Genomic DNA, 26,397 nt, shown 5'->3' with positions numbered 1-26,397 from the left:
CTGCCAAATACTTGATCATAGATGTGGCCTCAATAGTTTTTCTTTTTACCGTAGTAATGCTATCTGATTCAGACTTGCATAACGGGGTGAAGCTAATCCTTCTCCTATCGATTATTTGTTCCTATTATATTGCATTGTGGAATAAGGATTGGCGCCTTCTATGTGCTGTGCTAGCAGGTTACTTCCTCCTTATAATATTAAGCCTTTACGAAGGCTCAGTAATTATTACTTTTGGTTTTTTGTTTGCAGATTTGTTAGGGAGAGCTAAGTCTAAACTTCACATAGGGCTTGGAATAGTAGGAGTTGCCTCCCTGTTTCTTCTTATTCTCTGGAAGGAGCAGCTCAGTGGTATAGATTTCGCTGTATTAGTGGCATTCATGATTATTCAGCTTGCCTTGCCAATACTTCGATATTTTCTTTTAAAAACAACGAATCTACAAACAAAATTAAATGAAGTAAATAAACAACTCGTTCAACAAGAAGAAAGGCAACGAATTGCAAGAGATCTTCATGATACAATCGGCCATACTTTGACGATGATCAAGCTGAAGACTGAGCTTGCTTCGAAATTAGTAGAGCCGGAACAAACCAAGGTAAAGGGAGAGCTAAACGACATCTTAGCAACCACTAGGACTGCTATGAAGCAAGTGAGAGAATTAGTGACGGATATGAAGTTTGTATCTCTAGAAAGTGAGCTAGAACATACACAGGAATTGCTAAAATCTGCTGGTATTATCGTTCACTATAATAATAATTTCCAGCAGTTGTTATCTAGTGTAGAAGAAACTATGATATCTCTTTGTTTAAGAGAAGCGACAACTAATATTCTTAGACATAGTCAAGCGAAACGTTGTGAGATACATACAAGCATAAATGATAGGTTATTCTGCGTACACATAAAGGACGATGGAATAGGAATAGAGATGAAGAAATTTGGCAATGGTCTAGTATCGATGAAGGAACGTATGAATTCTTTGCAGGGGGACGTGTTTATAGATGGTGCTCCCTCAGGAGGCACTTTGGTAACGATCACATTACCTATTCATTTGTAAGGGGGATACATAGTGATAAGCGTGGTAATTGCAGAGGATCAAAAAATGCTCCTAGGAGCATTTTCTTCATTAATAGCATTTGAAACTGATATAGAGGTCGTTGGAGAAGCTCAAGATGGTCAGAAAGCCTGGGAATTGATCGTGGAGAAAATACCTGATGTATGTATTTTGGATATTGAAATGCCACATATGACAGGTCTGGAGCTTGCACGAAAAATTAAAGAGGAACAAATTCCGAGCAAAGTAATGATTGTGACAACTTTTTCACGAGTTGGATATTTGCAAAAAGCTATTGATAGTGATGTTACAGGATATCTATTGAAGGATGAGCCAATCGATTATTTAATAGATTCAATACGGAAGGTGGCAGCTGGTGAGAAAGTTGTGAGCAGAGACTTAGCTGCTACACTATTCATGAAAGTAGAGAATCCGCTTAATGATCGAGAAATAGATGTATTACGCCTTGTAAGAGAAGGTCTAACTACATCAGAAATCACGAGGAGATTATTTTTAACAAAGGGCACCGTCCGTAATTATTTGTCCTCCTCTATCCAAAAGCTACAGGTGGAAAGCAGGCAGCAGGCTGTTAACAAAGCAAATGAAAACGGGTGGCTTGAATGAAAGACCCCTTTCTTTTTATTGTTTATAGTATATACAAATGTGGTAGAGGAATAATGGCATAAAACATAGTTTTGTAAATATGACAATTTAAAAGGGGATGGGAAAGTGAATTATGAAGTGTTGAAGGATGCAGAGGAATTTTACTTCGAGGGAAATCCCGTTGGAGTTTTAGTTATTCATGGCTTTACAGGTACAACTCAAAGTATGCGTTTTTTAGGAGAAAGGTTTGCGGAAGCTGGTTTTACTGTTGTTGGACCAAGGCTCACTGGCCATGGTACGGCTCCTGAGGATATGGAACAAGCAAGCTACGAAGATTGGATAAAAGATGTGGAAAGAGGATTGAACAAGCTGAAAGAAACTTGTACTGATATCTTTGTTTGTGGATTATCTATGGGTGGTACTCTTACTTTATACCTGGCAGAAAATCACAAGGAAATCAAAGGGATTATGCCTGTTAATGCTGCAATTTATATGCCGGAAATGATAGAAAATTATGAAGTCCTTTCAAAAGAGGAAACTAGGTTTGTTGATGGAATTGGGTCGGATATTAAGCTAGAGGGAATACAAGAACTAGCGTATTCGAAGACACCAGTGAAGTCAATGTCTGATATCATTTTGCTGTCTAGATTAGTAAGAGATAATCTTTCTAAAATTACGGCACCAGCTTTGATATTTAAATCTACAGAAGATCATGTCGTGCCACCTGATAACTCACATCAAATATTCGAGGCAATCTCCTCTGTCGGAAAAGAAATAGTGGAATTAGAAAATAGCTATCATGTTGCTACGCTTGATACTGATAAAGAGCTGATAGCAGAAAGAAGCATACAGTTTATAAATGCTCGAATATAAAGATGAACGTCTCGGAACCACTGGTTTCGAGGCTTTTTTTGGAAATACAATCGTCCCATTAATCTCCGTCATTAAACTTTGCAGTTGGAGGAAGGTGACGCCAAGTAAAAGTCATAAGAAAATATAAAAAGGAGAATGGTCGCAACGTGAAAAACGACCATCTCTCTATAGTTTTCAGATAATGTATTGTTCCAAATCGTATCAAAAAGTAGAAAATTAGTACCTATAGGCAATGTTGCTTATTCACTTTAATAGGTTGTTGTCATTCATTTACCAAAAGGAATTGCTCTAAATCTTTTTCAAGGATAAATACCTCGATTCTTTCACCAGTCTTAGTGCTTATATCCGAATGAGAGGAAAGAACCTTGCAGCCAGTATACTCTTCTACAATTTTTTCATATTCCTTACTATACTGTTCGCGAAGTAATGTACGCATTTGTTTGACAAGACGTCTTCCAGTAGTATGATTGACGAGGTGTTTTTCCTCTACTGTTAGAACTCCTTTAAAACGGGTGATTAACATATCATTAATAATATATGTTTTAGCCTCTTGTGGCCCCTTTCCAATTAAATCAAGCTGTAGCTTAATGAATGCTGAGCTGATATCAGCCTCTAGTTTCTTTTTTGACATAATGCCTCCAAATGGAATTGTAAGATTTAATATCTAACTAAAAGAGAATAAGTATCTCAGTTATTAAACTTGAAAAGATCTCTGCTAATTCCACAAAATTTATTAATTTTAATATAGCTTAAGAGATAGCTTCAGCTCTTTAGTCGGGCTATTTGAAATAGTAAAAGTGAAAGTATTAACAGTTTAGCCTTTTCGTAGTTAGAAGTAAGTGTTTCTTTCAGTCTTCTAAGAAATTTCTATTCACCTTCTCTCTCCAACAACGCTTACGGGGTTAGCTGTCGGATTCGGATGGTCAGAGTCACCCTACCCTTTGAAAGGATTCACCCCAGTTTTAGATAATAACAGGTGGTTCCCCCGATTCAATAATGAATTCAGCGATTTAGGTTGAAATTGAAACTATCATACTACTTGGGAAAATTTCTGTAAAGAGGATAAATAAGTAAAGAAAATTTTTTAATCCTTTTTATCGAACTGATATTTTCTGAAAGCCATACACTAAATCAATTTACTGTTGAGATAGCAATGATATGAGTTGTTAAACTAGATTCACCTTTTTTATTTTTGAAAAGAATAATATAAATAGTACTTAAGGATTATTTACTTCGGAAAAATAACGTCGTAAAATCCAAACATAACCAATTTGAATATCGGTCTAATCCTGAGCAATCAGGAACGGAGGAACCAATTTTTTGGGGTTAATTCTACAAGTTGTAGAAAGGATGAGATACTCTTTCGCCATCCTACCCGTCAGCTAACTTCGTCGGCTAAAGCGAAGGAGGTCAATGAGACCACCTTATTAATTCACGGGGCTTTTTTGTAGGATTTTAAAGCAGAAAAGCAGCTTGATAAATAGTAGGTCTTTTTATAATGCCTATAATAACTGAAAAGGTTTCATGGAAGACAGAACGCAGAGAGGGCTTTTTGCTTGCTAGGCGCTAAGTAGACCAGTGATACTTTTTCTCCATTAAAAATGTATACTGCTGCAAACTTTTCTAAGTCAGAATATGTGATTGTACTTCACTATTTTGTCTGAAGAATATTTGCACAGTAGCATGTCGGGGAAAAAGTAGTCATTGGTCTTTTTTTGTCTTTATTTTTCGGCAATGGCATTAATCTGAAGGAAATTTCTTGATTCCGTTAAGGGGGAAATTTAAAGATGTGATTTTTAAGAAAGTTAGTTAAAGGATGAGCTACAAGCAATTATAGAAAGGAAGAATTATATGGATGTCGTATCTATTTTTCTAATAATATTCTCATTTTCTCTTTTTTTTGGATTTACAGCATTTTGCAACAAAGTAATTGAAGAGAAAGGAAGGGAAAAGCGATGATTATTTTACTTGTTTTTTCTATTGCAACTTCAATTTATTTGCTGGATGCATTGATTCGTCCTGAGAGATATTAAATTTTCAAGTATATGGAGGAAATGAAATGGATTTATTTCAAATCGCATTAGTCTTGGCTATTGCGTTATTAATCGCAATACCGATGGGTAAATATATTGCTTTAAGCCTTTCACTTGAAAGAACAAGGCTGGATCGAGTGTTCAATCCTATAGAAAACTTTATATATAAATTATCTGGTATTAGTCAATCACATATGAATTGGAAGCAATACGCAACAGCTTTACTTATTAGTAACTTTGTAATGTTTGGACTCTGTTACTTAATTGTTAGGCTACAGGGGATTCTGCCCTTTAACCCAAGTGAAATAGGGGGGATGGAAGCATTATTATCATTCAATACGATTTCTAGTTTTCTGACAAATACTAATCTGCAGCATTATAGTGGTGAGAGTGGGCTATCATATTTTTCTCAAATGACAGTGATTACTTTCTTAATGATGACGACACCGGCAACAGGTCTTGCCCTATGTATCGCGTTCATCAGAGGAATTTCAGGTCATAAGAGCTTAGGTAACTTTTACGTGGATTTAGTTCGTTCGCTTACCAGAATTTTCATACCAAGTTCAATAGTAGTAGGTCTCTTATTGGTAGGCCAAGGAGTACCACAAACCTTGGATCCAACTGCAATTGCAACAACTCTTGAAGGGGAACAACAGCAAATATCTCGAGGACCAGTTGCATCCTTAGAATCTATTAAACATTTGGGAACTAATGGTGGCGGATTCTTTGGTGTTAACGCTGCTCACCCATTTGAAAATCCGACACCATTTTCAAATGTTATACACATGCTTTCGATGTTATTAATACCTATGGCGATTCCTTTTACCTTTGGATATATGACAAAAAAACGGAAGCTTAGCTGGATGCTTACGGGTGCTATGAGTATTATTTTCTTAGCAATGCTAGTAACAATTTATGTTCAGGAGTCTAATGGAAACCAAGCTTTAGCTAATATAGGTCTGTCGCAAGATGCAGGAAGTATGGAAGGTAAAGAAGTCAGATTTGGAATTGCCCAAAGTGTTTTATTTACAACTGTAACAACGGCTGCCACTACAGGGTCTGTAAATAATATGCATGATACATTAACGCCTCTCGGTGGCTTTGTGCCACTAGTGTTAATGATGTTAAACAATATCTTCGGGGGAGATGGAGTGGGCTTTGTAAACATTATTATGTATGCAATTTTAGCTGTCTTTATTGCTGGTTTAATGGTAGGCAGGACTCCAGAATTTTTGGGAAGAAAGATTGATGCAAAAGAAATGAAACTAATTGCAATTACCATTCTTATTCATCCTTTGATCATTCTAGTACCATCTGCGATTGCGCTAACAACTGAAATGGGCAATTCAGCGATCTCGAATGCTAGTTTTCATGGAATATCTCAAGTGATATATGAATTTACTTCATCTGCAGCAAACAACGGATCGGGTTTTGAAGGTTTAGGAGATAACACAGACTTTTGGAATATCTCAACAGGTTTGGTAATGTTATTCGGTCGCTACTTTTCTATGATTGCTATGCTTGCTGTTGCTTCGTCTCTAATGGTTAAAAAGCCTGTGCCTGAAACAATAGGAACTATTAGGACTGACAATAGCACGTTTTTAGTTTTCCTAATAGCAACTGTATTGGTTGTTGGAGCATTAACATTCTTCCCAGTACTAGCATTAGGACCAATTGCCGAAGCTCTAACCATGTGAAATTGAAATGAAAAAAGAGATTAAAGGAGTATCATTATGAATTCAGAACGGAACACGGCGCTCACAAACGAGATGATTAAACTGGTTTTTGTCGAATCACTTAGAAAGTTGAATCCAAAAACAATGAGGAAAAACCCTGTCATGTTTGTTGTAGAGATAGGATTTTTAGTGACAATAATAATGACGTTCTTTCCATCTTTCTTTGGAGCAGAATCAGATTTTTATTATAACGGATTTGTAAGTATTATATTGCTTATTACAATTTTATTTGCAAACTTTGCGGAAAGTATAGCGGAGGGGAGAGGTAAGGCACAAGCCGAAAGTCTAAAGAAAACCCAAAAAGATTTACAAGCAAGAGTTTTGTTAGAAGACGGAAGCTATAGTTATGTCTGCTCTAAGGATTTAAAAAAAGGAGACATAATTTTTGTAGAAGCTGGGGAGTTAATTCCAAGTGATGGGGAAGTTATAAAGGGTTTAGCATCTGTCGATGAGTCAGCTATTACAGGTGAATCAGCTACCATTATTAAAGAGTCTGGAGGAGATTTTAGTTCTGTTACTGGAGGAACTAAGGTTATTAGTGATCAACTTACAATACGCATAACCTCTAATCCAGGTGAATCATTTCTAGACCGAATGATTAGTTTAGTAGAAGGTGCTAAGCGACAAAAAACTCCTAATGAAATTGCTCTTAATATAATTTTGGTGAGCTTAACATTAATATTTTTAATCGTTTGTGTTACCTTAGTGCCTATCTCAGGCTATGTAGGGGTTACTATTCCAATCGCTACTTTGGTAGCGTTGCTTGTTTGTTTAATTCCTACTACGATAGGTGGACTCTTGTCTGCAATAGGGATTGCAGGAATGGATCGTGTAACTAAATTCAATGTGATAGCTAAATCAGGAAAAGCGGTGGAAGCTGCTGGGGACATTAATACAATTATTTTGGATAAAACCGGAACAATTACTTATGGGAATAGAATGGCTTCCGAATTTATAACCGTTGAAGATGTTAAATCAGTTGAACTAACAAAAGCGGCATTACTTAGCTCTTTATATGATGAGACACCTGAAGGACGTTCGATTGTTGAACTAACAAAAGAATTGGAGCTTATCGAGATAGAGCAAAATATGAAAGAATCTTTCGGGGTTGAATTTAATGCACAAGCTCGAATGAGCGGAACAGACTTTCAAAATGGACTTAAAGTACGTAAAGGTGCTGTAGATGCAGTAAAAGAATATGTAATCATGCAAGGTGGCGTTATTCCATCTGATTTAGATGATAAAACAAAATTGATAGCATCCAAAGGTGGAACACCACTTGCTGTAGTAGTAGACAATAAAATAATGGGTTTAATATACCTAAAGGATACTGTTAAGGTTGGATTGAAGGAGCGCTTTGATCAACTACGAAAAATGGGGATTAAAACAATTATGTGTACAGGAGATAACCCATTGACTGCTGCAACCATAGCTAAAGAGGCTGGAGTTGATGAATTTATCGCAGAGGCAAAGCCTGAAGATAAAATTGCTGTTATAAAACGGGAACAAGCAGAAGGGAAGCTTGTAGCAATGACTGGAGACGGAACAAATGACGCGCCGGCACTAGCACAAGCGGATGTAGGAATGGCTATGAATAGCGGTACTATAGCTGCTAAAGATGCTGCTAATATGGTGGACTTAGATTCAGATCCTACCAAAATAATTGAAATTGTAGGTATTGGTAAGCAATTATTAATGACTAGGGGGGCACTGACGACATTCAGTATAGCTAATGATATCGCGAAATACTTCGCAATTATCCCTGCTATGTTTATGTTAACTATCCCTCAAATGAGTACTCTTAACATTATGAATTTAGCTACACCACAAAGTGCCATTCTGTCAGCATTAATTTTTAATGCAGTAATCATTCCGCTACTCATACCACTAGCAATGAGAGGTGTAAAATATTTGCCGATGAAATCTACAAAACTCTTAAGTCGTAACTTATTGATATATGGAATGGGAGGAGTCATTATTCCATTTATTGGAGTTAAGCTAATCGATATATTGTTAGTTTCTATTAATCTTGTTTAAGTAATATAAAAGAAAGGTGATATAAATGTTAAAAAATTTACGTATTAGTATTATTCTACTCTTAATATGTGGATTGGCATATCCTTTAGTAATGACTGGAATTTCACAATTATTAATGCCCGAGAAGGCTGCAGGAAGTATCATTACTAATGCAGAGGGTAATATTATTGGATCTGAACTGATAGGCCAAAAATTTACTGAACCACATTATTTTAATGGGCGAGTATCATCTATAGAATATAATGCTTCCGGATCGGGCTCTATGAATTATGCACCAACAAATAAAGATATGGTTGAACGAACGAAAACCGATTTAAAACTGTTTTTAAAGAACAATCCCGAAGTAAGACAAGAAGATATTCCCAATGATCTATTAACTAACTCTGGCTCGGGACTTGACCCACATATAACCAAGCTTGCTGCACAAATTCAAGTACCTAGAATTGCACAAGAGCGTGGATTAAGTGAAGCTAAACTAATGAATTTAATAGAAGATAATACAGAAAGTCGTCAATTTAATTTTATTGGTGAGCAGAGAATAAATGTCTTGAAATTGAATATTGCACTAGATCAATTGTAAGCATAAGGATAGAATTATGACTTCTTTTCTAAGATGAAGGAGGCAACCTTTAGGAAGCGAAATTTTAATTGGCTTACTTGAAACCCATTGGCGTAAAGAAACAATAGAGCAGTGGAGGAACTAGTAGAGGGCCATGTAGAAAAGTTCCTTCAGAGCGGCATTTAGATGTGTTAGTTGCAGAACAAAAGCGTGCTAAGATAAACATAGATACTTTCAGAAGCATAGAACTTGTATTAACCTCATTTTAGGTATAAAAATCCATTTATTGGACAATAATTTATCTAAACTGGAGGGGAACTATAAATGCTTTTAGATGAAAAAGAAATCTACTGCTACAGTTGCCGTAGAAAAACCTTATTTACTTGTAGGGATCTGAATAATAATAAAGGTGTAGATAGCCATTGCAGCGAGTGTATAAATTTTTGGTTTGAATGGCAAAACAAAGCGGTAGAGCGAGAAATGAAAAAATGGTTAGATTATAATGAAGGAGTTTTACTTAAGGAGTTTAGCAAAGAGTCAAATTTTTATAGCTAACAAGTAGCAATATAAAATGTAGGTAATAAATAAACTGATAGTCGTACTTAACTATACTATTGACTTCCTAACAACAAAGCATATCCAAGATTTTTCTTAGATATGCTTTTTTTATGCTTGTTAACCCTTTTTTATTCAATGATTTAATAGTAGCAAAAGATTCATAAAATCAAGATTAAAGTGCGTAATTAACCAAGTCAAAGTAGTTATTCCTTTCTCATCTATTTTTTCAAAAAAACTCGTCCCATAGGGACGAGTTAGAGTGTAGATAAAAGGGGTGGAAATCATTTCTATTTCCAACCCTTTTCCAATTAATCTAGGTTGAATCTGGCTAGTTTCTTAAGATTTAAGTCAACAAAAGTAAGCATCGCCTGCATGGACAATTTTTTTATTCCATTAGGGTTGTCCATCGCATACCATGCTTTTTTCTTTTTTCATATATTACTTTAATAGTTGTGTCGCAAGTCCTCAACTACATTCTCCATCTCCTCATTCCTTTAATAGGAAGCACTGTTGATTGGAGCGGAGAGCGGCGACTCCAGCGGGAATAGCGCGAGCTGAAGACCCTGGACTGAGCGTAGCGAGGGAAGCGGCTGAAGCCGTGCCCGCGGAAAGCGTCCGTTCGCAGCGGAGATTGACATTTCTAGCTTTATCCCTTAAAAGAAAAAAGACTGTAGGCAAAACATCAAAATTCATGGTGTTTGTCTACAGTCTGACTCGTCCCCGAATAGGGACGAGTTTATACAATGTTATTCTCATTATTTGATTAAGCCATCTTTCATCGTAATGATATGATCAGCATATGCAAGCATTTCCTCGTCATGAGTCACCATCAAGGTTGTAATATTAAGTGTTTTAGTTAAATTGCGAATTAGCTCCATAACATCTTTTGAACGTTTTGAATCCAAGCTGGCAGTTGGTTCGTCTGCAAAAAGTATTTTGGGTTTATGAATGATGGCACGGGCAATCGCTACCCTTTGTCTCTCCCCACCAGACAAAGATGCAGGATAGGCATTTTTTCGGTGTTCCATATCAATCAGTTTTAAAATATGGGCAATTTCTTTTTTTTGTTGCTCTTTTTTTAATTTTGATTCCGACACCTCGAGCATTAGAATCAATTGTTCTTCTACTGTAAGAAAAGGTACTAGATGCGCAGACTGAAAGACAAAGCCAAACTCACTTGCCCGGACTTTTCGTATTTGTTCTTGGTCCATGTCTGTCATGTTTTTTCCATTGAACATAATTTGGCCGTCCGATGCCGGTTGGAGCCCTGCTGCAATTGTCAGTAGAGTACTTTTACCAGAACCTGAGGCCCCTACTAGCGCAGTAATCTCGCCTTGTTGAAGAGAAAGGTCGATTCCCTTTAATATTTCTTCTACTACTTCGCCATTTGTAAATTTTTTTCTCACATCATTTATTGTGAAAATTGCCATATTAAACCTCTCCTTGTTGAATCGCTTGCAGCGGTTCGACTTTTTTTATTTGGATACCTGAAAGTGTTGCACCAACAAATCCAATAATGAGGAAAACGATAGACAATTGGACCGTAGTGGCAGCAGTTAAACTAAAAGGCATTCCTTCAGGCGCGATGTAGTTAAAACTCTGGCTAAGTGCAATTGACAGTCCGAGGGCAATGATTGTGATGAAGAGCATCTGAGCCCACATCATTTTAAACAGTGTACTCGTCTTTACACCGATTGCTTTTAAGATCCCATACAATCCGATTTTTTGTACATTCATCATATAGAAGAAGATGGCGAACAACAGTCCGCTGATGACCACTAAAAAATAGACAATCATGTTAAGTGACAATTGTTCCGCACTGTAACTGGGAATAGTATTGAGGAACTCGGTGTTTGAAAAAGATTGTAGCCCTTCGATTGCTGGTAAACTCTCTTCACCAGGTATAAAAATCAATTGCATTTCATTTACCCGATACATCTCTTTGTAGTTTTCCATATTGATAAATGCGACAGGAGCGTGACTGTACTTTTGTTGATCTACAAATCCTTTAACAATGAATTCGCCACTGAATTGGTTGTTGGTCAGTGTATCACCGACTTTTAATCCCTCTTCTTCCAGAGAGCGATCCAGGACAATTTCGCCTTCTTTGACGTTTTCAAACAACTTCGATTCAGTTGAAGTGACAAATGCTACACTGCGTTGCTTGTCTTTTTCATCATTCAAAAACCCCATTTGAATGGATAATGCAGCAGCGTCTTCTTTTTCACTTAAAACAGTATCTTGGACACTGGTATCTATCAGCGAAAGATTATAGGTTTCTTCCGCGTCTGTATTCATATAAAATTGTCCATCCGGCAACTCTTTAATCAGAGCTGCGTTGTCTTGGGACAAACCATTAGCGAGACCAGAAATAATGAAGGTCAACAAACTGACCAGAAACACAATCGAACCCAAAATCATAAATCTTATTTTATTTTTTTTAATTTCTTTCCATGCAATGTTCATTTGAATGCCTCCGATTTTGTTTATAGTCTCAGTTTATATCCGTTAGATGAATGGAAGATGAACAAGAGATTACAGTTCGAGATGGAAGTCCCAAAATAACGTTTCACATTTTGAACCCAAAGAAATAAGTAGAAGCCAATCACCCTGTTCCGCGGTGAATGGCTTCTACTTATTTCTCATCTTTTTAGCATATCCAGAACGTTGTCAGCAGCATCAAAAGCACAGATTAAACGGAACACTGCAAAGCAAAAAACTCCATTACATTTGTTATTTCAACATTCATTTATAAAAGAGGCAGTTTTATTTGTACTGTCGTGCCTATATTAGGAGTACTTTTTATTTCAACAGTCCCTTTATGCAATTCGACAATCTCTTTCACAATAGCCAATCCTAAACCAGATCCTTTCAATGAACGTATTCGTGCATGATCCGCCCGATAAAAGCGATCAAATGCACGACTGGCTTCTTCAGCTGTCATACCGATCCCTTCATCCAAAACTTCTAACACCATATTAGTAGAAGTAACGCTTAGTTGGACTTCAATGGAATCTCCAGGCTCACTATATTTAATTGCATTGGTCAACAGATTCTCCCAAACAGTTCGAAGGAGTACTGCGTTTCCTTTTACTTTAACAGCTACCAATTTAGCTGAAATTCCAATCTCTTTTTCATCAAATGCGTACCGCAAATGAGACAGTATGTCGCGTATCTGTTGGTCAATGAAAATCTCCTCTACTAAATCTGTCGCTTCTACATCAAATGACGCTAAAGTGAGTAATTGTTTAGTTAAAAGAGATAGGCGAGTCGTTTCTTCTTGGATAATGGCAGCGTATTGTTTTTTTTCCTCCTCGCTGCTTTCTTTCTTTTGAAGAAGAGACAAATAACTTTGTATTGTATGAAGCGGTGATTGTATATCATGGGATACATTGTGAACGAATTCTTTACGTTTTAAGGTGGATTGTTCAATACTATTACGCATCTTGATAAATTGATCGGCCAAACGGCCAATCTCATCTTTTCGATCAATGGAAAGAGGTACGTCAAAGGTTTCCGTACCCATTTTTTCTGTCGCTTCCGTTAATTTCGTAATCGGTTGAATCAATAAGCGTGCGACCAGTAGCATTCCGATAAAACTCAATAAAATGATACCTGCTGCCATTCCACCAAATAATAAGTGAAGTTCTTGGAAAAGAAGCTTAATATTCGGCCGTAGGAAGAGTGCGTGGTTTTCACCATTAAGTTCCAGAGGAACACCCACTGTATTTTCTAGCTCGTTGGCAAAAAAACCGGTAACGAAGGTTTCTCGCGGAAAATCTCGTATACCATTAAAAACTTCCCCGTCCAGAACTTGTTGAACGTTCTCATCATCAATAGATTCGTCCCGGAACTTTCCGCCAAAGCGATTTACAGTCTTTCCATCTGTGACATACAGCTGATAACCGGCATCTCCTAGCAAACTAAAAGCATTTTCAATTTGATCTGAGGGGAGGTTATCCATGAATTCGATAATAGATGTGGCAACGTCCAGATTTTTGTCGTTATTTTCTTCTTTTAAATATTGATGATAATAGGTGTTCATCGCGAAAAAGGAGACAACGCTGCTGAAGAGCATTGTTGCAAAGGTGAACCAAATAAATTTGACATAAAGGCTCATGTGTTCACCTCAAGTTTATAGCCTACTCCTCTTACAGTTATGATCCGAACATCTGGAGCGAAACGCTCTAAACGTTGGCGTAGACGTTTAATATGAACATTCACCGTCTGTTCATTGCCTTGAAAGTCAATTCCCCATATTAGTTCTATTATTAAATCTCGACTCAGCACTTGTCTAGGTCTCGAGGCAAGAAGTGTCAGCAATTCAAATTCTTTAAGGGGAATGAGCAATATTCCTTGTTGCGAGCTTACTTCGTAGCTTTTGAAATCAATGGTCAAGGAACCGATAGTCAACGTGTCATTCTCGGGATAATTATATCTTCGCAAAATAGCCTTAACCCGGTATAACAACTCCTTAGACTCGAAAGGTTTAACTAGATAATCGTCAGAGCCGGCTAAGAATCCACGCTCTTTGTCTTCAATATGATGTCGAGCAGTAAGCAGGATGACTGGAAGATCATAATCTTTACGCAATATTTTTGTAAGTTCAAACCCATCCATACCTGGCATCATTACATCAACTACTGCTAAATCCATTGCCTTAGAATTTAAGCACATTAAAGCTTGTTCGCCTGAAGTCGCTTCAATTACTTCATAGCCATTTTGTCGAAGTTCGGCTGAAACAAAATTCAGCATATGTATATCGTCATCTACTGCAAGTATGCGAATCACTTAAATCCTCCTTCCAATGCATTGTAAAATAACAATAATTAGACTATAAGGCTTAATAAACGAAGAAGCAATTAATGAGAAGAAAAAGGAAGAAGTAATTTATAGAGGCGCCTAAAGAAGATTATTAATGTTTCAATTGGTTTCACGGTGGCCTAGTTTAGGAAGTAGGGTAAAAGGGAGGATTACTTTCTATTACTTGTTTTATCTTTCATTATAGACAAAATAAAAAAGCCTCCAAACCCTGTATTAACAAGGTTATGAAGGCTTTTATCATTACTCTTTGCAGAGCAATAAGATTAACGAGAGTAGAACTCAACGATAAGAGCTTCGTTGATTTCAGCTGATAATTCGCTGCGTTCTGGAAGGCGAACGAAAGTACCAACTTTGTTGTCTGCGTCAAATGTAAGGTATTCTGGTACGAAGTTGTTTACTTCGATTGATTCGTTTACAACGTCCAAGTTTTGAGATTTTTCACGAAGTGAAATTTCTTGACCTGGTTTTAAGCGGTAAGAAGGAATATCAACACGTTTACCATCAACCATAACATGACCGTGGTTAACTAATTGACGAGCTCCACGACGAGTGCGAGCAAGACCTAAACGGTATACAATGTTATCAAGGCGAGTTTCAAGAAGAATCATGAAGTTTTCACCATGTTTACCTTGCATTTTACCAGCTTTATCAAACAAAGTACGGAATTGACGTTCGTTTACACCGTAAGTGTGACGAAGTTTTTGTTTTTCTTGTAATTGAAGACCGTACTCAGTTAATTTTTTACGTTGGTTAGGACCGTGTTGTCCTGGTGCGTATGGGCGTTTTTCTAATTCTTTACCAGTGCCACTTAGTGAGATACCAAGACGACGTGATAATTTCCATGCTGGACCTGTATAGCGAGCCATGAAAGACTCCTCCTTTGTATTGGTTTTATTTTGTTGTAAAATAAGAACCAGATGCATTCAGAAAAGCAGCCATTTCGTTTTCATGTATCATCGCCCTAGCAGCCGAGGGTTACGGGATACACCATCTATATACATAGAGGAACAAAATGAACAATCTAATCCATACAACTGCTGCATTTATTTTACACAAAGATTATTGTATCTTGCAGGAAACAGAAAGTCAATCATATTCGTTTGAACTCATCATATTTAAATTGTTTTTGGAGATAGAATATATTGACAATCAGGTAGTTTTATAGTCAAATTGAATTATAAGTGTTTTGGGCTAAAAGTATCATGTTTTCTCTTAGAAAGCTGAGAGGTGTATAAATGGACAATCAAATAGACTTAACGAAGTTTAAAGGTAAAGTGTTTGACATATGGACAGAATTTGCGTTTAGCCATGAGTCTAGTGCTAAATGGTTCGAGGATTTTAAAATTTTATTAGCCGAATTTTTTGATGTGAAGTATGCCGGCTATTATATACAAGATGCACATACATTTATTCAATTGAAATGGAATCATTCACTCTCCAAGAAAAGAGAAGCCATTAGATGGCATGAGATAGAGGGTTTTTTCTACGAAAAAGATTTTGCAGAAATTCCTTTTATAAGAAAAGAGGAAAAACTGAACAGAGAGGTTTCTATTCTCTTAAGAGATGAAGAAAACGTTATACTCGGAATGCTTATGATGGACCTAACTGAAAAATGGGAGAGATTTTCTCAAACACCAGATGTAAATGAATTTATTGCCATTGTAAGTAAACTAATCAAGGTTATTCGAAAGTCAGTTTATCTCACTCAACAAGAGCACCAATATCGAAATCTATTTAATGTTACAAAGATGTTCCACTCGACTCTAGAAATTGACCAAATTTTACAAGGGACATTATTTGCCATTCATGATGCGTTTCCTGACTTTGGCACGACTCTAATACTATCGAATGATCAAGATCGTAAAACTTCTGTTCCTTATAAGTTGTTTGATTATACAGCGGAAAGACCTGCTACAGTAGAAGCATATGTGTCAGGGGAGATAACTTCCGATTTAGTAGAAGACCTAGAAATGAGACAGCTAAACGTACCGATTAAAGGAAAGCAGGGGAACTATGGGATTTTACAAGTTTCCACCCCTCTAGATTATTTGTTTTCTTATAGACAGAAGGAGTTTATCACGATGCTTGCTGCCACGGCGGGAAATGCATTGGAAAATGCGAAGTTATTTATCCAATCTCACCGTCTAGTAGGTGACTTACAATTAATAAATGAAACTACGCATAAGTTAAATATGAATTTATCGCAGGGTGAAATGGTTATTTTTTTAAGAAATCAACTGATGAAATCCTTTCAACCAGAGCATGTGTGCTTTGTATTTATAGAGGATGAAGAATATTCTATAAATGCAGCAAGTTCGGATTATTTTTATACAATAGAAGGTCAAATGTATATCCAGCACGTGGGCAACCAATTTAAAAAAATGAAGGATTCTCTGTTTATAGCTGACTTCAATCGGATTAGCAATGCAAATGTTGCATATCGATCTCTAGTGGCAATTCCTTTGAGAGAACAAGATACTATTACTGGATTTAGCATTGTATTGCATAGTGAGCCTTACTATTTTTCCTTTGATAGTTTCAAATTAATGCAATCATTAATACAGCATTCCTCTTTAGCACTTAGTAACTCAGCGCTTCGTCATAAGCTTCAAGAAATGGTTGATCGAGATCATTTGACGAATCTCTACGCTAGAAGCTATTTAGATAGGTATGTAGAGGAATCTATGGAGAAGGATACAAGCGGGACATTTGTATTAATGGATATTGATAACTTCAAACAAATAAATGACACACATGGTCATCAAATAGGGGACAGCATTCTTAGGCAAATTGCTACCGTTATTGAGAAGCAAGTTGAAAAATTAGGGATTGGTGCACGTTGGGGTGGGGAGGAGCTTGCTCTATATTTTTCCGAAATGACTCTTGAAGAAGGGAAAAAAATATGTAAATCTCTTTTAGAAATAATTCCTATATATACAAATCCAAGTGTAACTGTGTCTATCGGTGTTTCGTTATGGTGTGAGGACGGCGAAATGAACTTCCACAATTTGTTTCATCATGCTGATACCGCGTTATATGAGGCAAAAAATAATGGTAAAAACCAGCTCTGTGTTTATAAGGCAGACCACTTCTAAGAGTAGCTGCCTTTTCTTTTTTTTAATAAATGTGTACACTATTGTTGTAAGCGTTTACAAAAGGGGTGCACTATTTTGGGAAAATCATCAATGGAAAAAGAAACATTATTAATTCATCAAGGGTATACGACAGAAAATCATCACGATAGTTTAGCTGTTCCGTTGTATCAAACTTCTACTTTTGCATTTGAGAATGCTGAGCAGGGTGCAAGACGATTTGCAGGTGAGGAAGCAGGCGGAATATACTCTCGCTTAGGGAATCCAACTGTTAATGTACTGGAACAAAGAATGGCTGCAATTGAAAATGGAGAGGGAGCGCTTGCCTTTGGGTCGGGGATGGCCGCAGTGAGCACAATCCTAGTACATTTAACAAAGGCAGGTGACCATATTCTATGTACTAGAGGTATTTATGGTTGTACATTCGGCTTACTCAACATTATGAAAGAAAAATACAATATTACACATAGTTTAGAAAAATTAACGACAGAAGAAGAGATTGAAGCTTCTATTAAACCGAATACAAGTTGTATTTATATCGAAACACCGATTAATCCAACAATGGAAATTGTAGACATTGCTTTAATCACGAACATTGCTAGGAAGCATAATATTCCAGTAGTAGTAGATAACACCTTCTGCTCTCCATATATACAAAATCCTTTGGACATAGGAGCGGACTTTGTACTGCATAGTGCAACGAAATACATTAATGGACATGGTGACGTAATAGCTGGACTTCTGGTTGGAAAGAATAAAGAAGAGATGGATAAAATCCGCTCAACAGTTCAAAAGGATTTTGGTGGAATCATTTCTCCGTTTGATGCTTGGCTATTAATTAGAGGGTTAAAAACTTTGCATGTAAGAATGGATAGACATTCAAAAAATGCAGAAGAGGTGTTCTCATTTTTAGCATCGCACCCTTCAGTAGAATCCATTTATTATCCTTTCGATGAGAAAAATCCTCAGTATGAGGTAGCAAAGAAACAGATGAAAAGTGGGGGGGGACTTATTTCTTTTGCAGTTAAAGGAGGCAAAGAAAAAGCCCAACAGCTGATGGATGCTCTTTCCCTTATAAAGATTGCTGTTAGTCTTGGTGATGCAGAAACGCTAATACAGCATCCGGCAACAATGACACATTCTGTTGTACCGGAAAAAGAAAGAGTTGCAATGGGGATCACTGATGGATTACTCCGACTGTCTGTCGGTCTAGAAAACTCCGAAGATATAATAGAGGATTTAAAGCAAGCCTTTGATAATTTGAAGCTATAAAAAAGAGAGGATGGCCGTGACATAAGTCAGGGGCATCCTCTCCTAATATTAAAAAACAAAGTACTATCTTATATATGCTTAATAAGCACCTCTATAAATTTTTCTAAACCCTCTGCATCCTCGGAAGAAAAACGTTCTTTTATAGGGCTATCAATATCTAAAACTCCAACTAGTTTACTATCTTTTACTATAGGTACAACTATCTCCGATTGAGAGGCAGCGTCACAAGCAATATGACCAGGGAATGCGTGAACATCTGGAACGATAATCGTTTCCTGTGTTTCTGCCGCAGTACCACAAACGCCTTTACCCAGCTGTATTCTTACACAAGCAGGTAATCCTTGGAATGGTCCTAGTACAAGACCGCCGTCTTCTACTAAATAAAATCCAACCCAATTGATTTGGTCAAAAAATTGGTTTAAAAGTGCTGCAGCATTACTTAAGTTAGCGATCACATTTTTTTCGCCTTCTAATAGAGCATCTAGCTGCTTAGATAATAATGAATAATTAGCTGATAAGTCAGTTGAATAGTTGGTTGTTTGAAACATATTGATTCTCCATTCTACAATATATTACTTATAAGATTATAATGCTGATGTAAATCTTTTGCTTGATGTGCATCTGATCCGAACACTAAAGGTATTCCTAATTTTTTTGCTAGTGACACGTATGGAAGTGGCGGATAACTCTCTTTACAAAAGGGCTTAGCAAAGCCAGCACTATTTACATCTAACTCCATATTTCTATTCTTTATTTCTACTAGTATAGCTAAAATGTCCTCATGATCGTCAAGCGTTTTGGGAAGGGCGTGCTGAAACTTATGAGCAAGCGTAATATGCCCAATTCGTTTTGGCTTAAATATTCCTAAGTCGCTCGTTATTGAATCCATCACCGTTTTGTAATACAATTTATAGACAGACATAGGATTACCTAGTTTTTGAACAAATTTTAGAAAAACTTCTTTAGAATAATCGATACATACATAGTCATCATGATCGAGTAAGAAATGTACGGATAAAATCGAATCATCTAAATATTTGCCATAAATGTTTAGAAAACTAGTAGTTTCAAGTTCGAAGCCTGTAATATAGTCAATTTCCAAACCTGTAGATATAACAATATCTTGTTTGTATTCTTTTTTCAACTGATCTAGATCAAACAGATATGCCTCAAGTAGTTTTAAGTCCATGCCACTATCTTTGTCTGGAGTAGGGTCTTTAAAATTAGAAGGCAACGGAGCATGCTCGGTAAAGGAGATTTCGCTAGTTCCAGCTTGTATAGCCTTCTCAATATATTGATGAAAGCTATCTAGAGATCCATGTGGGCAGTATGGTGTATGTATATGTCCATCTTTTATCATTATTACTAGCTCCTTTTGACAAAAGTAAAATATTTTTAACATTTCCTAGGTTTATTCTTCTTTTATGAAACAATAACATAAAAAGCATGGTAATATATAGAGTAAGATAAGATTAGAACTTTTTGATTTTGGAACAGGGGGCTTACGATGAGGTATATCATCCCAGCAGTCATTGTACTTTTAGTAATAGCAATCATTGCATTTATCATACGAAAAAAACATCATACAGAAATTGCTCGATTGGAGCATGAAAAGCACCAAATTCAAAACAAGCCTATTTTAGAAGAAATGACGAAAGTTAAACAACTGAATATGAATGGGCAGACAGAGGAAATGTTCGAAAGATGGCGCAATACCTGGACAGAGGTTATGGATGTACATATGCCTAAGATAGACGTTCTTCTTTTTGATGCAGAAGAATATGTAGATAAGTTCCTATTTATGAAAGCCACCAAAATCGAAAAAGAACTTCAAATTTTAATATCCTCTTGTGATGAAAAAATGTCAGGCATCATTAAGGAACTCGAAGAACTGATCGGTAGTGAAGAAAAGAATAGAATTGAAATAGAACAACTGAAAGAGCAGCACCGAGCGGCAAGAAAAACATTACTTGCTCATCAATATTCCTTCGGAGAAGCGGCTCCTGCTCTAGAAGCAAAGTTAGAATCCTTTCTTCCACTTTTCGAGGAATTCGATCATCTAACTGATACTGGTAACTATTTGAGTGCTAGAGAAATAGTGATTAATATTCAAGACGAAGGACAAAAATTCTTTCATAAAATACATGAGATTCCAACATTACTGAGCGAAATTCAACATAAGATTCCAGCTACTATTCATGAATTACGAAATGGTCAAAAAGAAATGGAAGCAAGCTCTTACTACTTGCAACATTTAGAAATGACAAAGAAGTTAGATGGATTAGAAGCGGAGCTTGAAGAATTGAAAGCCTCTATTGTGGAACTCGAGGTTAGTAAGCCATTGACTCGTGTAGAAGAGATTAAAGAAGAAATAGAAACTTTCTATGATTTATTGGAAAAAGAAGTATTGGCTAAAAAGTATGTGGATAATTATAAGGATCAAACCGCTATACGATTAAAAGAAGTAACGAGTGCTACTAAAGCGATAAACGAAGAAGCGACATACGTTCAACAAAGCTATCGTTTACCTGAAAAAGAAGCTGAAATCCCTCAAAGCTGTCTAAAAGAGCTGGAGGAACTTAATAAGAAGTTTAGCCTTCTAGCTCAAAGAGTTGAAGAAGAAAAATCTGCTTATTCTAGCCTTCAAGAGGAGTTAAATGATATTGCTGAAGAAATCGATCGTTTATATGAAGAACAGGATCGTTTTGCAAATCGCTTAAAAAATCTTCGTATTGATGAAAATAAAGCTCGTGAAAAGCTAGATGATTTAAAAGTATTACTACATGATACAGACCGAATGATTCAAAAGGCTAATATTCCAGGAATTCCAGAAGAAATGGACGTCCGTCTAGAAGAAGCAGAAGAGCATATTTATGTTGCTATGCAAAGCCTACAGGAAGTTCCATTGAATATGACGTTAGTAGATGGCTATCTTGAAAAGGCTGAAGCTTGCATGGAAGAAGTACACCAAAAAGCTAAAGAAATGCTAGAGAATGTAGAGTTAACCGAAAAAATTATTCAATATGGTAACCGTTATCGTGCGACACATCCAAATGTCCATGCACGTTTACTCGAAGCAGAGGAAGCATTCAGACAGTTGCGCTATGCTAAGGCGTTAGAGGATGCGGCAACTGCTGTGGAAGAGGTGGAACCGGGAGCTTTAAAGAAAATCGAAATGATGATTAAAGAAGCAGCTTGGCGTACATAACAAATATCTGGCATTAGCTATTAATTACTTTATAAAATCAGATAGAAATGTAGACCACCTCACTACTTGTGAAGGTGGTCTTTTTCCTAAAAAGGAGAGAGAATACTTTGATTTATTTGGACAATAGTGCAACAACCAAGGTTCTGCCTGAAATAATGGATACCTTTATTGCAGTGAATGAAAAATATTGGGCAAATCCATCCTCCATACATGAATTTGGTCATAACACAAATGAGCTGTTACAAACAGCGCGCGAGCAGGTTGCAGAAATATTGCATACGTCAAGCTCGAAGATATATTTTACATCAGGAGGTACTGAATCAAACAATTTAGCTATTTTTGGGCTGGCTAACAAGTACAAATTCCGAGGGAAGCATATACTTGTCTCACAAATAGAACATCCATCTGTTTTAGAGGCAGCTAAACAGCTAAATACATTGGGTTTTGAAGTAGAATTCATTCCCGTTGATTCTACAGGAATCATTGATTTAGTTGAACTACAAAAGCTACTAAGGAAAGAAACATCTCTAGTTAGTGTCATGCATGTGAATAATGAAATAGGTACTATTCAACCAATAGAAGCTATTAGTAAAATGGTTAGAAGCAATAGTAAGGCTGTTATTCACATCGATGCCGTTCAGAGCTTTGGCAAATTACCGATAGATTTCATGCGTTATGATATAGATGCGATTACTATTTCATCTCATAAAATTCATGGCCTAAAAGGTTCAGGTTTACTTGCACTTTCTAAAACACGTGAAGTGGAGCCAATGATCCTCGGTGGCGGACAGGAAGCTGGAATACGTAGTGGCACTACACCTGTTCCTTTAGCAGTATGCACTGCTAAAGCAATTAGAATTGCTAGTGCCAGCTTAGAAAAAAATACAACGGAAATGAAGAGGTTAACAGAGGAGCTTGTTCCTTTTCTTCGTGGTTTCGAAAATATTAAGATTATTTCTCCAGATACTCGTGCTCCCCATATCGTTACTTTTTCTGTGCGTAAAGTTAAGGGAGAGGTTATAATCAATGCGTTGCAAAAAAGAAATGTGATTGTGTCGACAAGCAGTGCTTGCTCGTCTAGACAAACGAAGACAAGCCATGTGTTGCAGGCAATGCATATTTCAGATGATTATATTAAGGGAGTTATTCGGTTAAGTATTAGTACCTTAACAACAGAACAGGAAATAGATGCGTTTAAAAAAATATTCACCGAAGTGATAAATGTTATTAAAGGAGATTAAATGTTATGAAGTGGGAAAAAATATTAGTTAGGTACGGAGAGTTATCAACAAAAGGAAAAAATAGAAAGCAGTTTATCAATCATTTACGTAATAATATAAAATTTTCATTTGTGGATTTGCCTAATATAAAGGTTCATGCAGAAAGAGACCGTATGTTCTTAACTTCTTCTGATGATGAGGAAATTCAAGAGCTTATTAAACGTCTGCCTAAAATTTTTGGTATTCAATCCTTTAGTCCGGTTGCTTCTTGTACACAAGACATAGAAGATATTCAAAAAACTGCATTAGAGATTATGGAAAGTTTAGATACAGAGGATAAAACCTTCAGAGTTACGGTCAAGCGGACCGATAAACGATTCTCTATGGATACGTATGAATTGCAAACAACTGTTGCAAGTAATGTACTAAGAAATTATCCTTCTCTAAAAGTTCAAATGAAAAAGCCAGAAATTGATTTGCGAATTGAAGTTCTAGCAGATGCTGTTTATATGATGGCACAAGTAATTCCAGGAGCAGGAGGAATGCCATTAGGATCTAATGGTCGTTCATTATTGATGCTTTCAGGTGGAATTGACAGCCCTGTAGCAGGATACATGCTAATGAAGCGTGGGGTAAGATTAGACGCTATCCATTTTCATAGTCCCCCTTTTACAAGTGAGCGCTCAAAAGAAAAGGTTATGGATCTTGCCAATCAGTTGAGTCATTTCGGGGCAACTGTACGCCTTCATGTCATACCTTTTACAGAAATACAGCAAAGTATTCAAGCTCAAATTCCTGATAATGTTTCAATGACAACGACGCGCAGAATTATGATGAAAATTGCAGATCAAGTTCGTCTTGAAATTGGTGCATTGGGTATTGTAACTGGAGAAAGCTTAGGACAAGTGGCTAGTCAAACGCTTGAAAGTCTAACTGCAATCAATGCAGTAACTTCTACACCTATTTTTAGACCTTTAATATCAATGGACAAATTAGACATTATTGATATTGCCCGGGAAATAGGGACTTATGACACATCTATTCTTCCGTACGAGGACTGTTGTACTATTTTTACTCCATCATGCCCTAAAACAAAGCCGAAGCTAGAAAAAGTGGAATTCTACGAAAGCTTTAAGGATTTTGATGAACTAATAAAAGAAGCGGTTGAAAATAGAGAAGTTATTTCGTTTCCAAAGAAAAAAGAAAATGTTTTTGAAGAACTCTTGTAAAAATAACAAAATATACCTCATTTCTTGTGTACATAAAAAGAATGAAATCGACCATTCTAATTTCACAAGGAGGTGATTACAATGTCTTCAAACAACAGCAACCAACTTTTAGTTCCTGGTGTGAAACAAGCTCTTGATCAAATGAAATATGAAATCGCTCAAGAATTTGGTGTGAATCTTGGAGCAGATGCAACTGCGCGTGCCAACGGATCCGTAGGCGGAGAAATTACTAAGCGTTTAGTGCAAAAAGCTCAACAACAAATGAACGGTTTTAATAGCTAATAATATAAAAAGGAAGTCGGCAGTGAAAACTGTTGGCTTCCTTTTTCTATTTTAAGTAAGCCAAGATAAAGCCCCCTCAACGAATAAACTCATGCCATTATTTTTTTTGAAAAATAAAATTATTATTTGAAAATTGAGAAGAATCCCCTATACTTTATAGTAGAACAAGAAGGGGGAAATGATTCATGAACAAAGAAGATTTAATCGCACCATCACACTATAATTTAGTCAGCGAGTTTGAGAAGTATGGTTCAGATGAAAATAGGTTAGCTCTTATTTGGGAATCAGATAAAGGTGAAAAGAAACAAATCACCTATAAAAATTTAATCCTTCGAGCAAACAAAATTGCAAATGTATTTACTAACAAGGGCCTTAAAAAAGGCGATGTAGTGCTTATTATGGTACCTCGACTAATTGAAGCATATGAAGTTTATATTGCCGCTTTAAAAGCAGGTTTAGTCGTAATACCAAGCTCCGAAATGTTAAGAGCAAAAGATATTGAATATCGTTTATCACATAGTGAAGCAAAAGCGATTATATCTTACGAACCCTTCCTGTCTCAATATGAAGAGGTAAGGGATTTAGAGAGTAGGCTATTATTTGTTATAGGCCAAGGTCAAGAGCAATGGATTTCTTTAACAGATGAGATGGAGAAGGAAGAAGATAGTTTTCCTACAATAGATACATTAAAAGAAGATATAGCTTTCTTATCTTATACGAGTGGAACTACAGGTAATCCTAAAGGTGTTGTTCATACACATGGCTGGGCTTTTGCACATTTGCGTACTTCAGCTCCTAATTGGCTAGGTATTGAGGATGGGGACATTGTATGGGCAACTGCTAGTCCAGGATGGCAAAAATGGATTTGGAGTCCTTTCTTAGCTACTCTTGGTAGTGGTGCAACAGGATATGTATATAACGGTAAATTCGAACCGAAAGTATATTTGAAGAACATTCAGCAACATAAAGTCAACGTTCTTTGCTGTACACCTACAGAATATAGAATTATGGCAAAGGTAGAAGGGCTTGCAGATTATAATCTTTCTAGCCTTCACAGTGCAGTATCTGCAGGAGAGCCATTGAATAGAGAGGTTATTGAAACCTTTGGGAAATTATTTAACCTCGAAGTAAGAGACGGATATGGGCAAACTGAAAATACTTTGCTAGTTGGTACTATGAAGGGGATGGATGCTAAGCCTGGTTCTATGGGCAAACCTACTCCAGGGAATACTGTAGAGGTTATAAACGACCAGGGTGAACCTTGTGCTGCAGAAGAAGTAGGCGACATTGCTGTTCATATAGAAACTCCAGCTCTTTTTAAGGAATATTTAAAGGATCCAGAAAGAACCTCAATGCAATTTAGAGGAGAATACTATATAACAGGAGACAGAGCTAGAAAGGATGAAGACGGCTATTTCTGGTTTGAGGGAAGAGGAGATGACATCATCATTAGCTCTGGGTATACTATCGGACCTTTTGAAGTAGAGGATGCATTAACTAAACACACATTAGTACAAGAATGCGCAGTTGTTGGAAGCCCAGATGAAGTACGCGGTACGATTGTTAAGGCATATGTCGTGTTAAGAGATTCTTCCGTGGTGCCAACTGAGGAGCTAGTGAAGGAGCTTCAAGACCACGTAAAATCTCTTACTGCACCATACAAGTATCCTAGAGAAATAGAATTTATATCTGAATTACCTAAGACGACTTCAGGGAAGATCAGAAGAATCGAGCTTAGACAAAAGGAATTATTAAAGACTAAGTAAAAATTATAAACTTAGTTACTGCTAGGACTGTAAACAGCATGGATATTCTATGCTTG

General features: G+C 36.7%; 24 protein-coding genes and 2 riboswitches. Of the genes, 16 read left to right on the top strand and 8 right to left on the bottom strand.

The features are described from left to right. Positions 1-11: 11 nt before the first annotated feature. The 3 genes from MHB55_RS13860 (at position 12) to MHB55_RS13850 (ending at position 2,525) form a co-directional block, all read left to right on the top strand. Entirely contained in the window at positions 12-1,052 is a 1,041-nt protein-coding gene (locus MHB55_RS13860; protein WP_225215931.1) for a sensor histidine kinase, read from the top strand. 12 nt (positions 1,053-1,064) lie between these two features. After that, positions 1,065-1,673 (top strand): response regulator transcription factor, encoded by a 609-nt coding sequence (locus MHB55_RS13855; protein WP_340844609.1) that lies wholly within the window; start codon positions 1,065-1,067, stop codon positions 1,671-1,673. Between the two features lie 105 nt (positions 1,674-1,778). After that, positions 1,779-2,525, top strand: coding sequence for an alpha/beta hydrolase (locus tag MHB55_RS13850; RefSeq protein ID WP_340863442.1), 747 nt, complete (start codon positions 1,779-1,781; stop codon positions 2,523-2,525). 262 nt (positions 2,526-2,787) lie between these two features. Here MHB55_RS13850 and MHB55_RS13845 read toward each other — a convergent pair whose 3' ends face one another. Next, positions 2,788-3,156, bottom strand: coding sequence for a DUF2294 domain-containing protein (locus MHB55_RS13845; RefSeq protein WP_144535326.1), 369 nt, complete (start codon positions 3,154-3,156; stop codon positions 2,788-2,790). A 245-nt stretch (positions 3,157-3,401) separates the two neighbouring features. Beyond that, positions 3,402-3,543, bottom strand: a riboswitch (cyclic di-AMP (ydaO/yuaA leader). A 252-nt stretch (positions 3,544-3,795) separates the two neighbouring features. Beyond that, a riboswitch (cyclic di-AMP (ydaO/yuaA leader) is annotated at positions 3,796-3,937 on the top strand. Between the two features lie 543 nt (positions 3,938-4,480). On the opposite strand from MHB55_RS13845, the gene MHB55_RS22295 reads away from it, so the two are divergent. The 5 genes from MHB55_RS22295 to MHB55_RS13825 all read left to right on the top strand — a co-directional run bounded on the left by MHB55_RS22295 (position 4,481) and on the right by MHB55_RS13825 (position 9,445). Next, positions 4,481-4,558 (top strand): potassium-transporting ATPase subunit F, encoded by a 78-nt coding sequence (locus MHB55_RS22295; protein WP_144537104.1) that lies wholly within the window; start codon positions 4,481-4,483, stop codon positions 4,556-4,558. A 26-nt stretch (positions 4,559-4,584) separates the two neighbouring features. Continuing rightward, complete coding sequence (gene kdpA / locus MHB55_RS13840; protein WP_154310347.1) at positions 4,585-6,255, top strand: potassium-transporting ATPase subunit KdpA; 1,671 nt, start codon at positions 4,585-4,587, stop codon at positions 6,253-6,255. Between the two features lie 36 nt (positions 6,256-6,291). Further along, positions 6,292-8,331 (top strand): potassium-transporting ATPase subunit KdpB, encoded by a 2,040-nt coding sequence (gene kdpB / locus MHB55_RS13835; RefSeq protein ID WP_340863441.1) that lies wholly within the window; start codon positions 6,292-6,294, stop codon positions 8,329-8,331. Between the two features lie 25 nt (positions 8,332-8,356). Continuing rightward, the gene (gene kdpC, locus MHB55_RS13830; protein WP_154310350.1) at positions 8,357-8,911 is read left to right on the top strand and encodes a potassium-transporting ATPase subunit KdpC; all 555 of its coding nucleotides are present in this window, start codon (positions 8,357-8,359) and stop codon (positions 8,909-8,911) included. A gap of 303 nt (positions 8,912-9,214) precedes the next feature. After that, positions 9,215-9,445, top strand: a complete 231-nt coding sequence (locus tag MHB55_RS13825; RefSeq protein WP_144535334.1) for a hypothetical protein — start codon at positions 9,215-9,217, stop codon at positions 9,443-9,445. A 758-nt stretch (positions 9,446-10,203) separates the two neighbouring features. Here MHB55_RS13825 and MHB55_RS13815 read toward each other — a convergent pair. The 5 genes from MHB55_RS13815 to rpsD all read right to left on the bottom strand — a co-directional run bounded on the left by MHB55_RS13815 (position 10,204) and on the right by rpsD (position 15,138). Continuing rightward, positions 10,204-10,878 carry an ABC transporter ATP-binding protein gene (locus tag MHB55_RS13815; protein ID WP_154310354.1) on the bottom strand — a complete coding sequence of 225 codons (675 nt, stop codon included), beginning with the start codon at positions 10,876-10,878 and terminating at the stop codon, positions 10,204-10,206. Position 10,879: 1 nt separating this feature from the next. Beyond that, entirely contained in the window at positions 10,880-11,914 is a 1,035-nt protein-coding gene (locus MHB55_RS13810) for an ABC transporter permease (protein WP_340863440.1), read from the bottom strand. Positions 11,915-12,197: 283 nt separating this feature from the next. Next, positions 12,198-13,568 carry a sensor histidine kinase gene (locus MHB55_RS13805; RefSeq protein ID WP_151113528.1) on the bottom strand — a complete coding sequence of 457 codons (1,371 nt, stop codon included), beginning with the start codon at positions 13,566-13,568 and terminating at the stop codon, positions 12,198-12,200. Continuing rightward, positions 13,565-14,239, bottom strand: a complete 675-nt coding sequence (locus MHB55_RS13800; RefSeq protein WP_151113530.1) for a response regulator transcription factor — start codon at positions 14,237-14,239, stop codon at positions 13,565-13,567. The genes MHB55_RS13805 and MHB55_RS13800 overlap by 4 nt, the downstream gene beginning before the upstream one ends. 296 nt (positions 14,240-14,535) lie before the next feature. After that, positions 14,536-15,138, bottom strand: a complete 603-nt coding sequence (gene rpsD, locus MHB55_RS13795; protein ID WP_144535344.1) for a 30S ribosomal protein S4 — start codon at positions 15,136-15,138, stop codon at positions 14,536-14,538. A 146-nt stretch (positions 15,139-15,284) separates the two neighbouring features. Here rpsD and MHB55_RS13790 point away from each other — a divergent pair, with 146 nt between their 5' ends. From MHB55_RS13790 to megL, 3 genes are all read left to right on the top strand, one after another. Then, the gene (locus tag MHB55_RS13790; protein ID WP_154310360.1) at positions 15,285-15,437 is read left to right on the top strand and encodes a hypothetical protein; all 153 of its coding nucleotides are present in this window, start codon (positions 15,285-15,287) and stop codon (positions 15,435-15,437) included. A 70-nt stretch (positions 15,438-15,507) separates the two neighbouring features. Next, positions 15,508-17,367 (top strand): sensor domain-containing diguanylate cyclase, encoded by a 1,860-nt coding sequence (locus MHB55_RS13785; RefSeq protein ID WP_151113531.1) that lies wholly within the window; start codon positions 15,508-15,510, stop codon positions 17,365-17,367. A gap of 75 nt (positions 17,368-17,442) precedes the next feature. Further along, the gene (gene megL / locus MHB55_RS13780; protein ID WP_370455707.1) at positions 17,443-18,636 is read left to right on the top strand and encodes a methionine gamma-lyase; all 1,194 of its coding nucleotides are present in this window, start codon (positions 17,443-17,445) and stop codon (positions 18,634-18,636) included. Positions 18,637-18,704: 68 nt separating this feature from the next. Here the strand turns inward: megL and MHB55_RS13775 are convergent, their stop codons facing one another. Then, on the bottom strand, positions 18,705-19,184 hold the full coding sequence (locus MHB55_RS13775) for a GAF domain-containing protein (protein ID WP_144535348.1): 480 nt from the start codon (positions 19,182-19,184) through the stop codon (positions 18,705-18,707). Positions 19,185-19,198: 14 nt separating this feature from the next. Further along, a complete protein-coding gene (gene hisJ / locus MHB55_RS13770; RefSeq protein WP_151113533.1) occupies positions 19,199-19,996 on the bottom strand; it encodes a histidinol-phosphatase HisJ in 798 nt (265 codons plus the stop codon). Positions 19,997-20,143: 147 nt separating this feature from the next. Between hisJ and ezrA the strand changes: the two genes are divergently transcribed. The 5 genes from ezrA to mbcS all read left to right on the top strand — a co-directional run bounded on the left by ezrA (position 20,144) and on the right by mbcS (position 26,341). Beyond that, positions 20,144-21,844: a septation ring formation regulator EzrA gene (gene ezrA, locus MHB55_RS13765; RefSeq protein ID WP_151113535.1), complete on the top strand. Its 1,701-nt coding sequence runs from the start codon at positions 20,144-20,146 to the stop codon at positions 21,842-21,844. Positions 21,845-21,951: 107 nt separating this feature from the next. Further along, complete coding sequence (locus tag MHB55_RS13760) at positions 21,952-23,085, top strand: cysteine desulfurase family protein (protein ID WP_151113537.1); 1,134 nt, start codon at positions 21,952-21,954, stop codon at positions 23,083-23,085. A gap of 5 nt (positions 23,086-23,090) precedes the next feature. Then, a complete protein-coding gene (gene thiI, locus MHB55_RS13755; protein WP_151113539.1) occupies positions 23,091-24,293 on the top strand; it encodes a tRNA uracil 4-sulfurtransferase ThiI in 1,203 nt (400 codons plus the stop codon). Positions 24,294-24,374: 81 nt separating this feature from the next. Beyond that, entirely contained in the window at positions 24,375-24,575 is a 201-nt protein-coding gene (locus tag MHB55_RS13750) for an alpha/beta-type small acid-soluble spore protein (protein WP_144535358.1), read from the top strand. Between the two features lie 185 nt (positions 24,576-24,760). After that, positions 24,761-26,341: an acyl-CoA synthetase MbcS gene (gene mbcS, locus MHB55_RS13745; RefSeq protein ID WP_151113541.1), complete on the top strand. Its 1,581-nt coding sequence runs from the start codon at positions 24,761-24,763 to the stop codon at positions 26,339-26,341. Positions 26,342-26,397: the final 56 nt, after the last annotated feature.

Origin of the sequence: Psychrobacillus sp. FSL K6-1267 (assembly GCF_038003265.1) — a bacterium.
GTDB classification, from domain to species: domain Bacteria; phylum Bacillota; class Bacilli; order Bacillales_A; family Planococcaceae; genus Psychrobacillus; species Psychrobacillus faecigallinarum.
The sequence above is the reverse complement of the archived record's forward strand: the minus strand, read 5'-3'. Positions and strand labels throughout refer to the sequence as shown.

What these genes read in the sequence shown, in the direction of transcription:
- MHB55_RS13805 (WP_151113528.1), bottom strand. Translation starts at nt 13,568, where the DNA reads ATGAGCCTTTATGTCAAATTTATTTGGTTCACCTTTGCAACAATGCTC.
- MHB55_RS13790 (WP_154310360.1), top strand. Translation starts at nt 15,285, where the DNA reads ATGAACAATCTAATCCATACAACTGCTGCATTTATTTTACACAAAGAT.
- ezrA (WP_151113535.1), top strand. Translation starts at nt 20,144, where the DNA reads ATGAGGTATATCATCCCAGCAGTCATTGTACTTTTAGTAATAGCAATC.
- hisJ (WP_151113533.1), bottom strand. Translation starts at nt 19,996, where the DNA reads ATGATAAAAGATGGACATATACATACACCATACTGCCCACATGGATCT.
- thiI (WP_151113539.1), top strand. Translation starts at nt 23,091, where the DNA reads ATGAAGTGGGAAAAAATATTAGTTAGGTACGGAGAGTTATCAACAAAA.
- rpsD (WP_144535344.1), bottom strand. Translation starts at nt 15,138, where the DNA reads ATGGCTCGCTATACAGGTCCAGCATGGAAATTATCACGTCGTCTTGGT.
- mbcS (WP_151113541.1), top strand. Translation starts at nt 24,761, where the DNA reads ATGAACAAAGAAGATTTAATCGCACCATCACACTATAATTTAGTCAGC.
- kdpA (WP_154310347.1), top strand. Translation starts at nt 4,585, where the DNA reads ATGGATTTATTTCAAATCGCATTAGTCTTGGCTATTGCGTTATTAATC.
- kdpC (WP_154310350.1), top strand. Translation starts at nt 8,357, where the DNA reads ATGTTAAAAAATTTACGTATTAGTATTATTCTACTCTTAATATGTGGA.
- MHB55_RS13810 (WP_340863440.1), bottom strand. Translation starts at nt 11,914, where the DNA reads ATGAACATTGCATGGAAAGAAATTAAAAAAAATAAAATAAGATTTATG.
- MHB55_RS13845 (WP_144535326.1), bottom strand. Translation starts at nt 3,156, where the DNA reads ATGTCAAAAAAGAAACTAGAGGCTGATATCAGCTCAGCATTCATTAAG.
- MHB55_RS13775 (WP_144535348.1), bottom strand. Translation starts at nt 19,184, where the DNA reads ATGTTTCAAACAACCAACTATTCAACTGACTTATCAGCTAATTATTCA.
- MHB55_RS13750 (WP_144535358.1), top strand. Translation starts at nt 24,375, where the DNA reads ATGTCTTCAAACAACAGCAACCAACTTTTAGTTCCTGGTGTGAAACAA.
- kdpB (WP_340863441.1), top strand. Translation starts at nt 6,292, where the DNA reads ATGAATTCAGAACGGAACACGGCGCTCACAAACGAGATGATTAAACTG.
- MHB55_RS13825 (WP_144535334.1), top strand. Translation starts at nt 9,215, where the DNA reads ATGCTTTTAGATGAAAAAGAAATCTACTGCTACAGTTGCCGTAGAAAA.
- MHB55_RS13785 (WP_151113531.1), top strand. Translation starts at nt 15,508, where the DNA reads ATGGACAATCAAATAGACTTAACGAAGTTTAAAGGTAAAGTGTTTGAC.
- MHB55_RS13815 (WP_154310354.1), bottom strand. Translation starts at nt 10,878, where the DNA reads ATGGCAATTTTCACAATAAATGATGTGAGAAAAAAATTTACAAATGGC.
- MHB55_RS22295 (WP_144537104.1), top strand. Translation starts at nt 4,481, where the DNA reads ATGATTATTTTACTTGTTTTTTCTATTGCAACTTCAATTTATTTGCTG.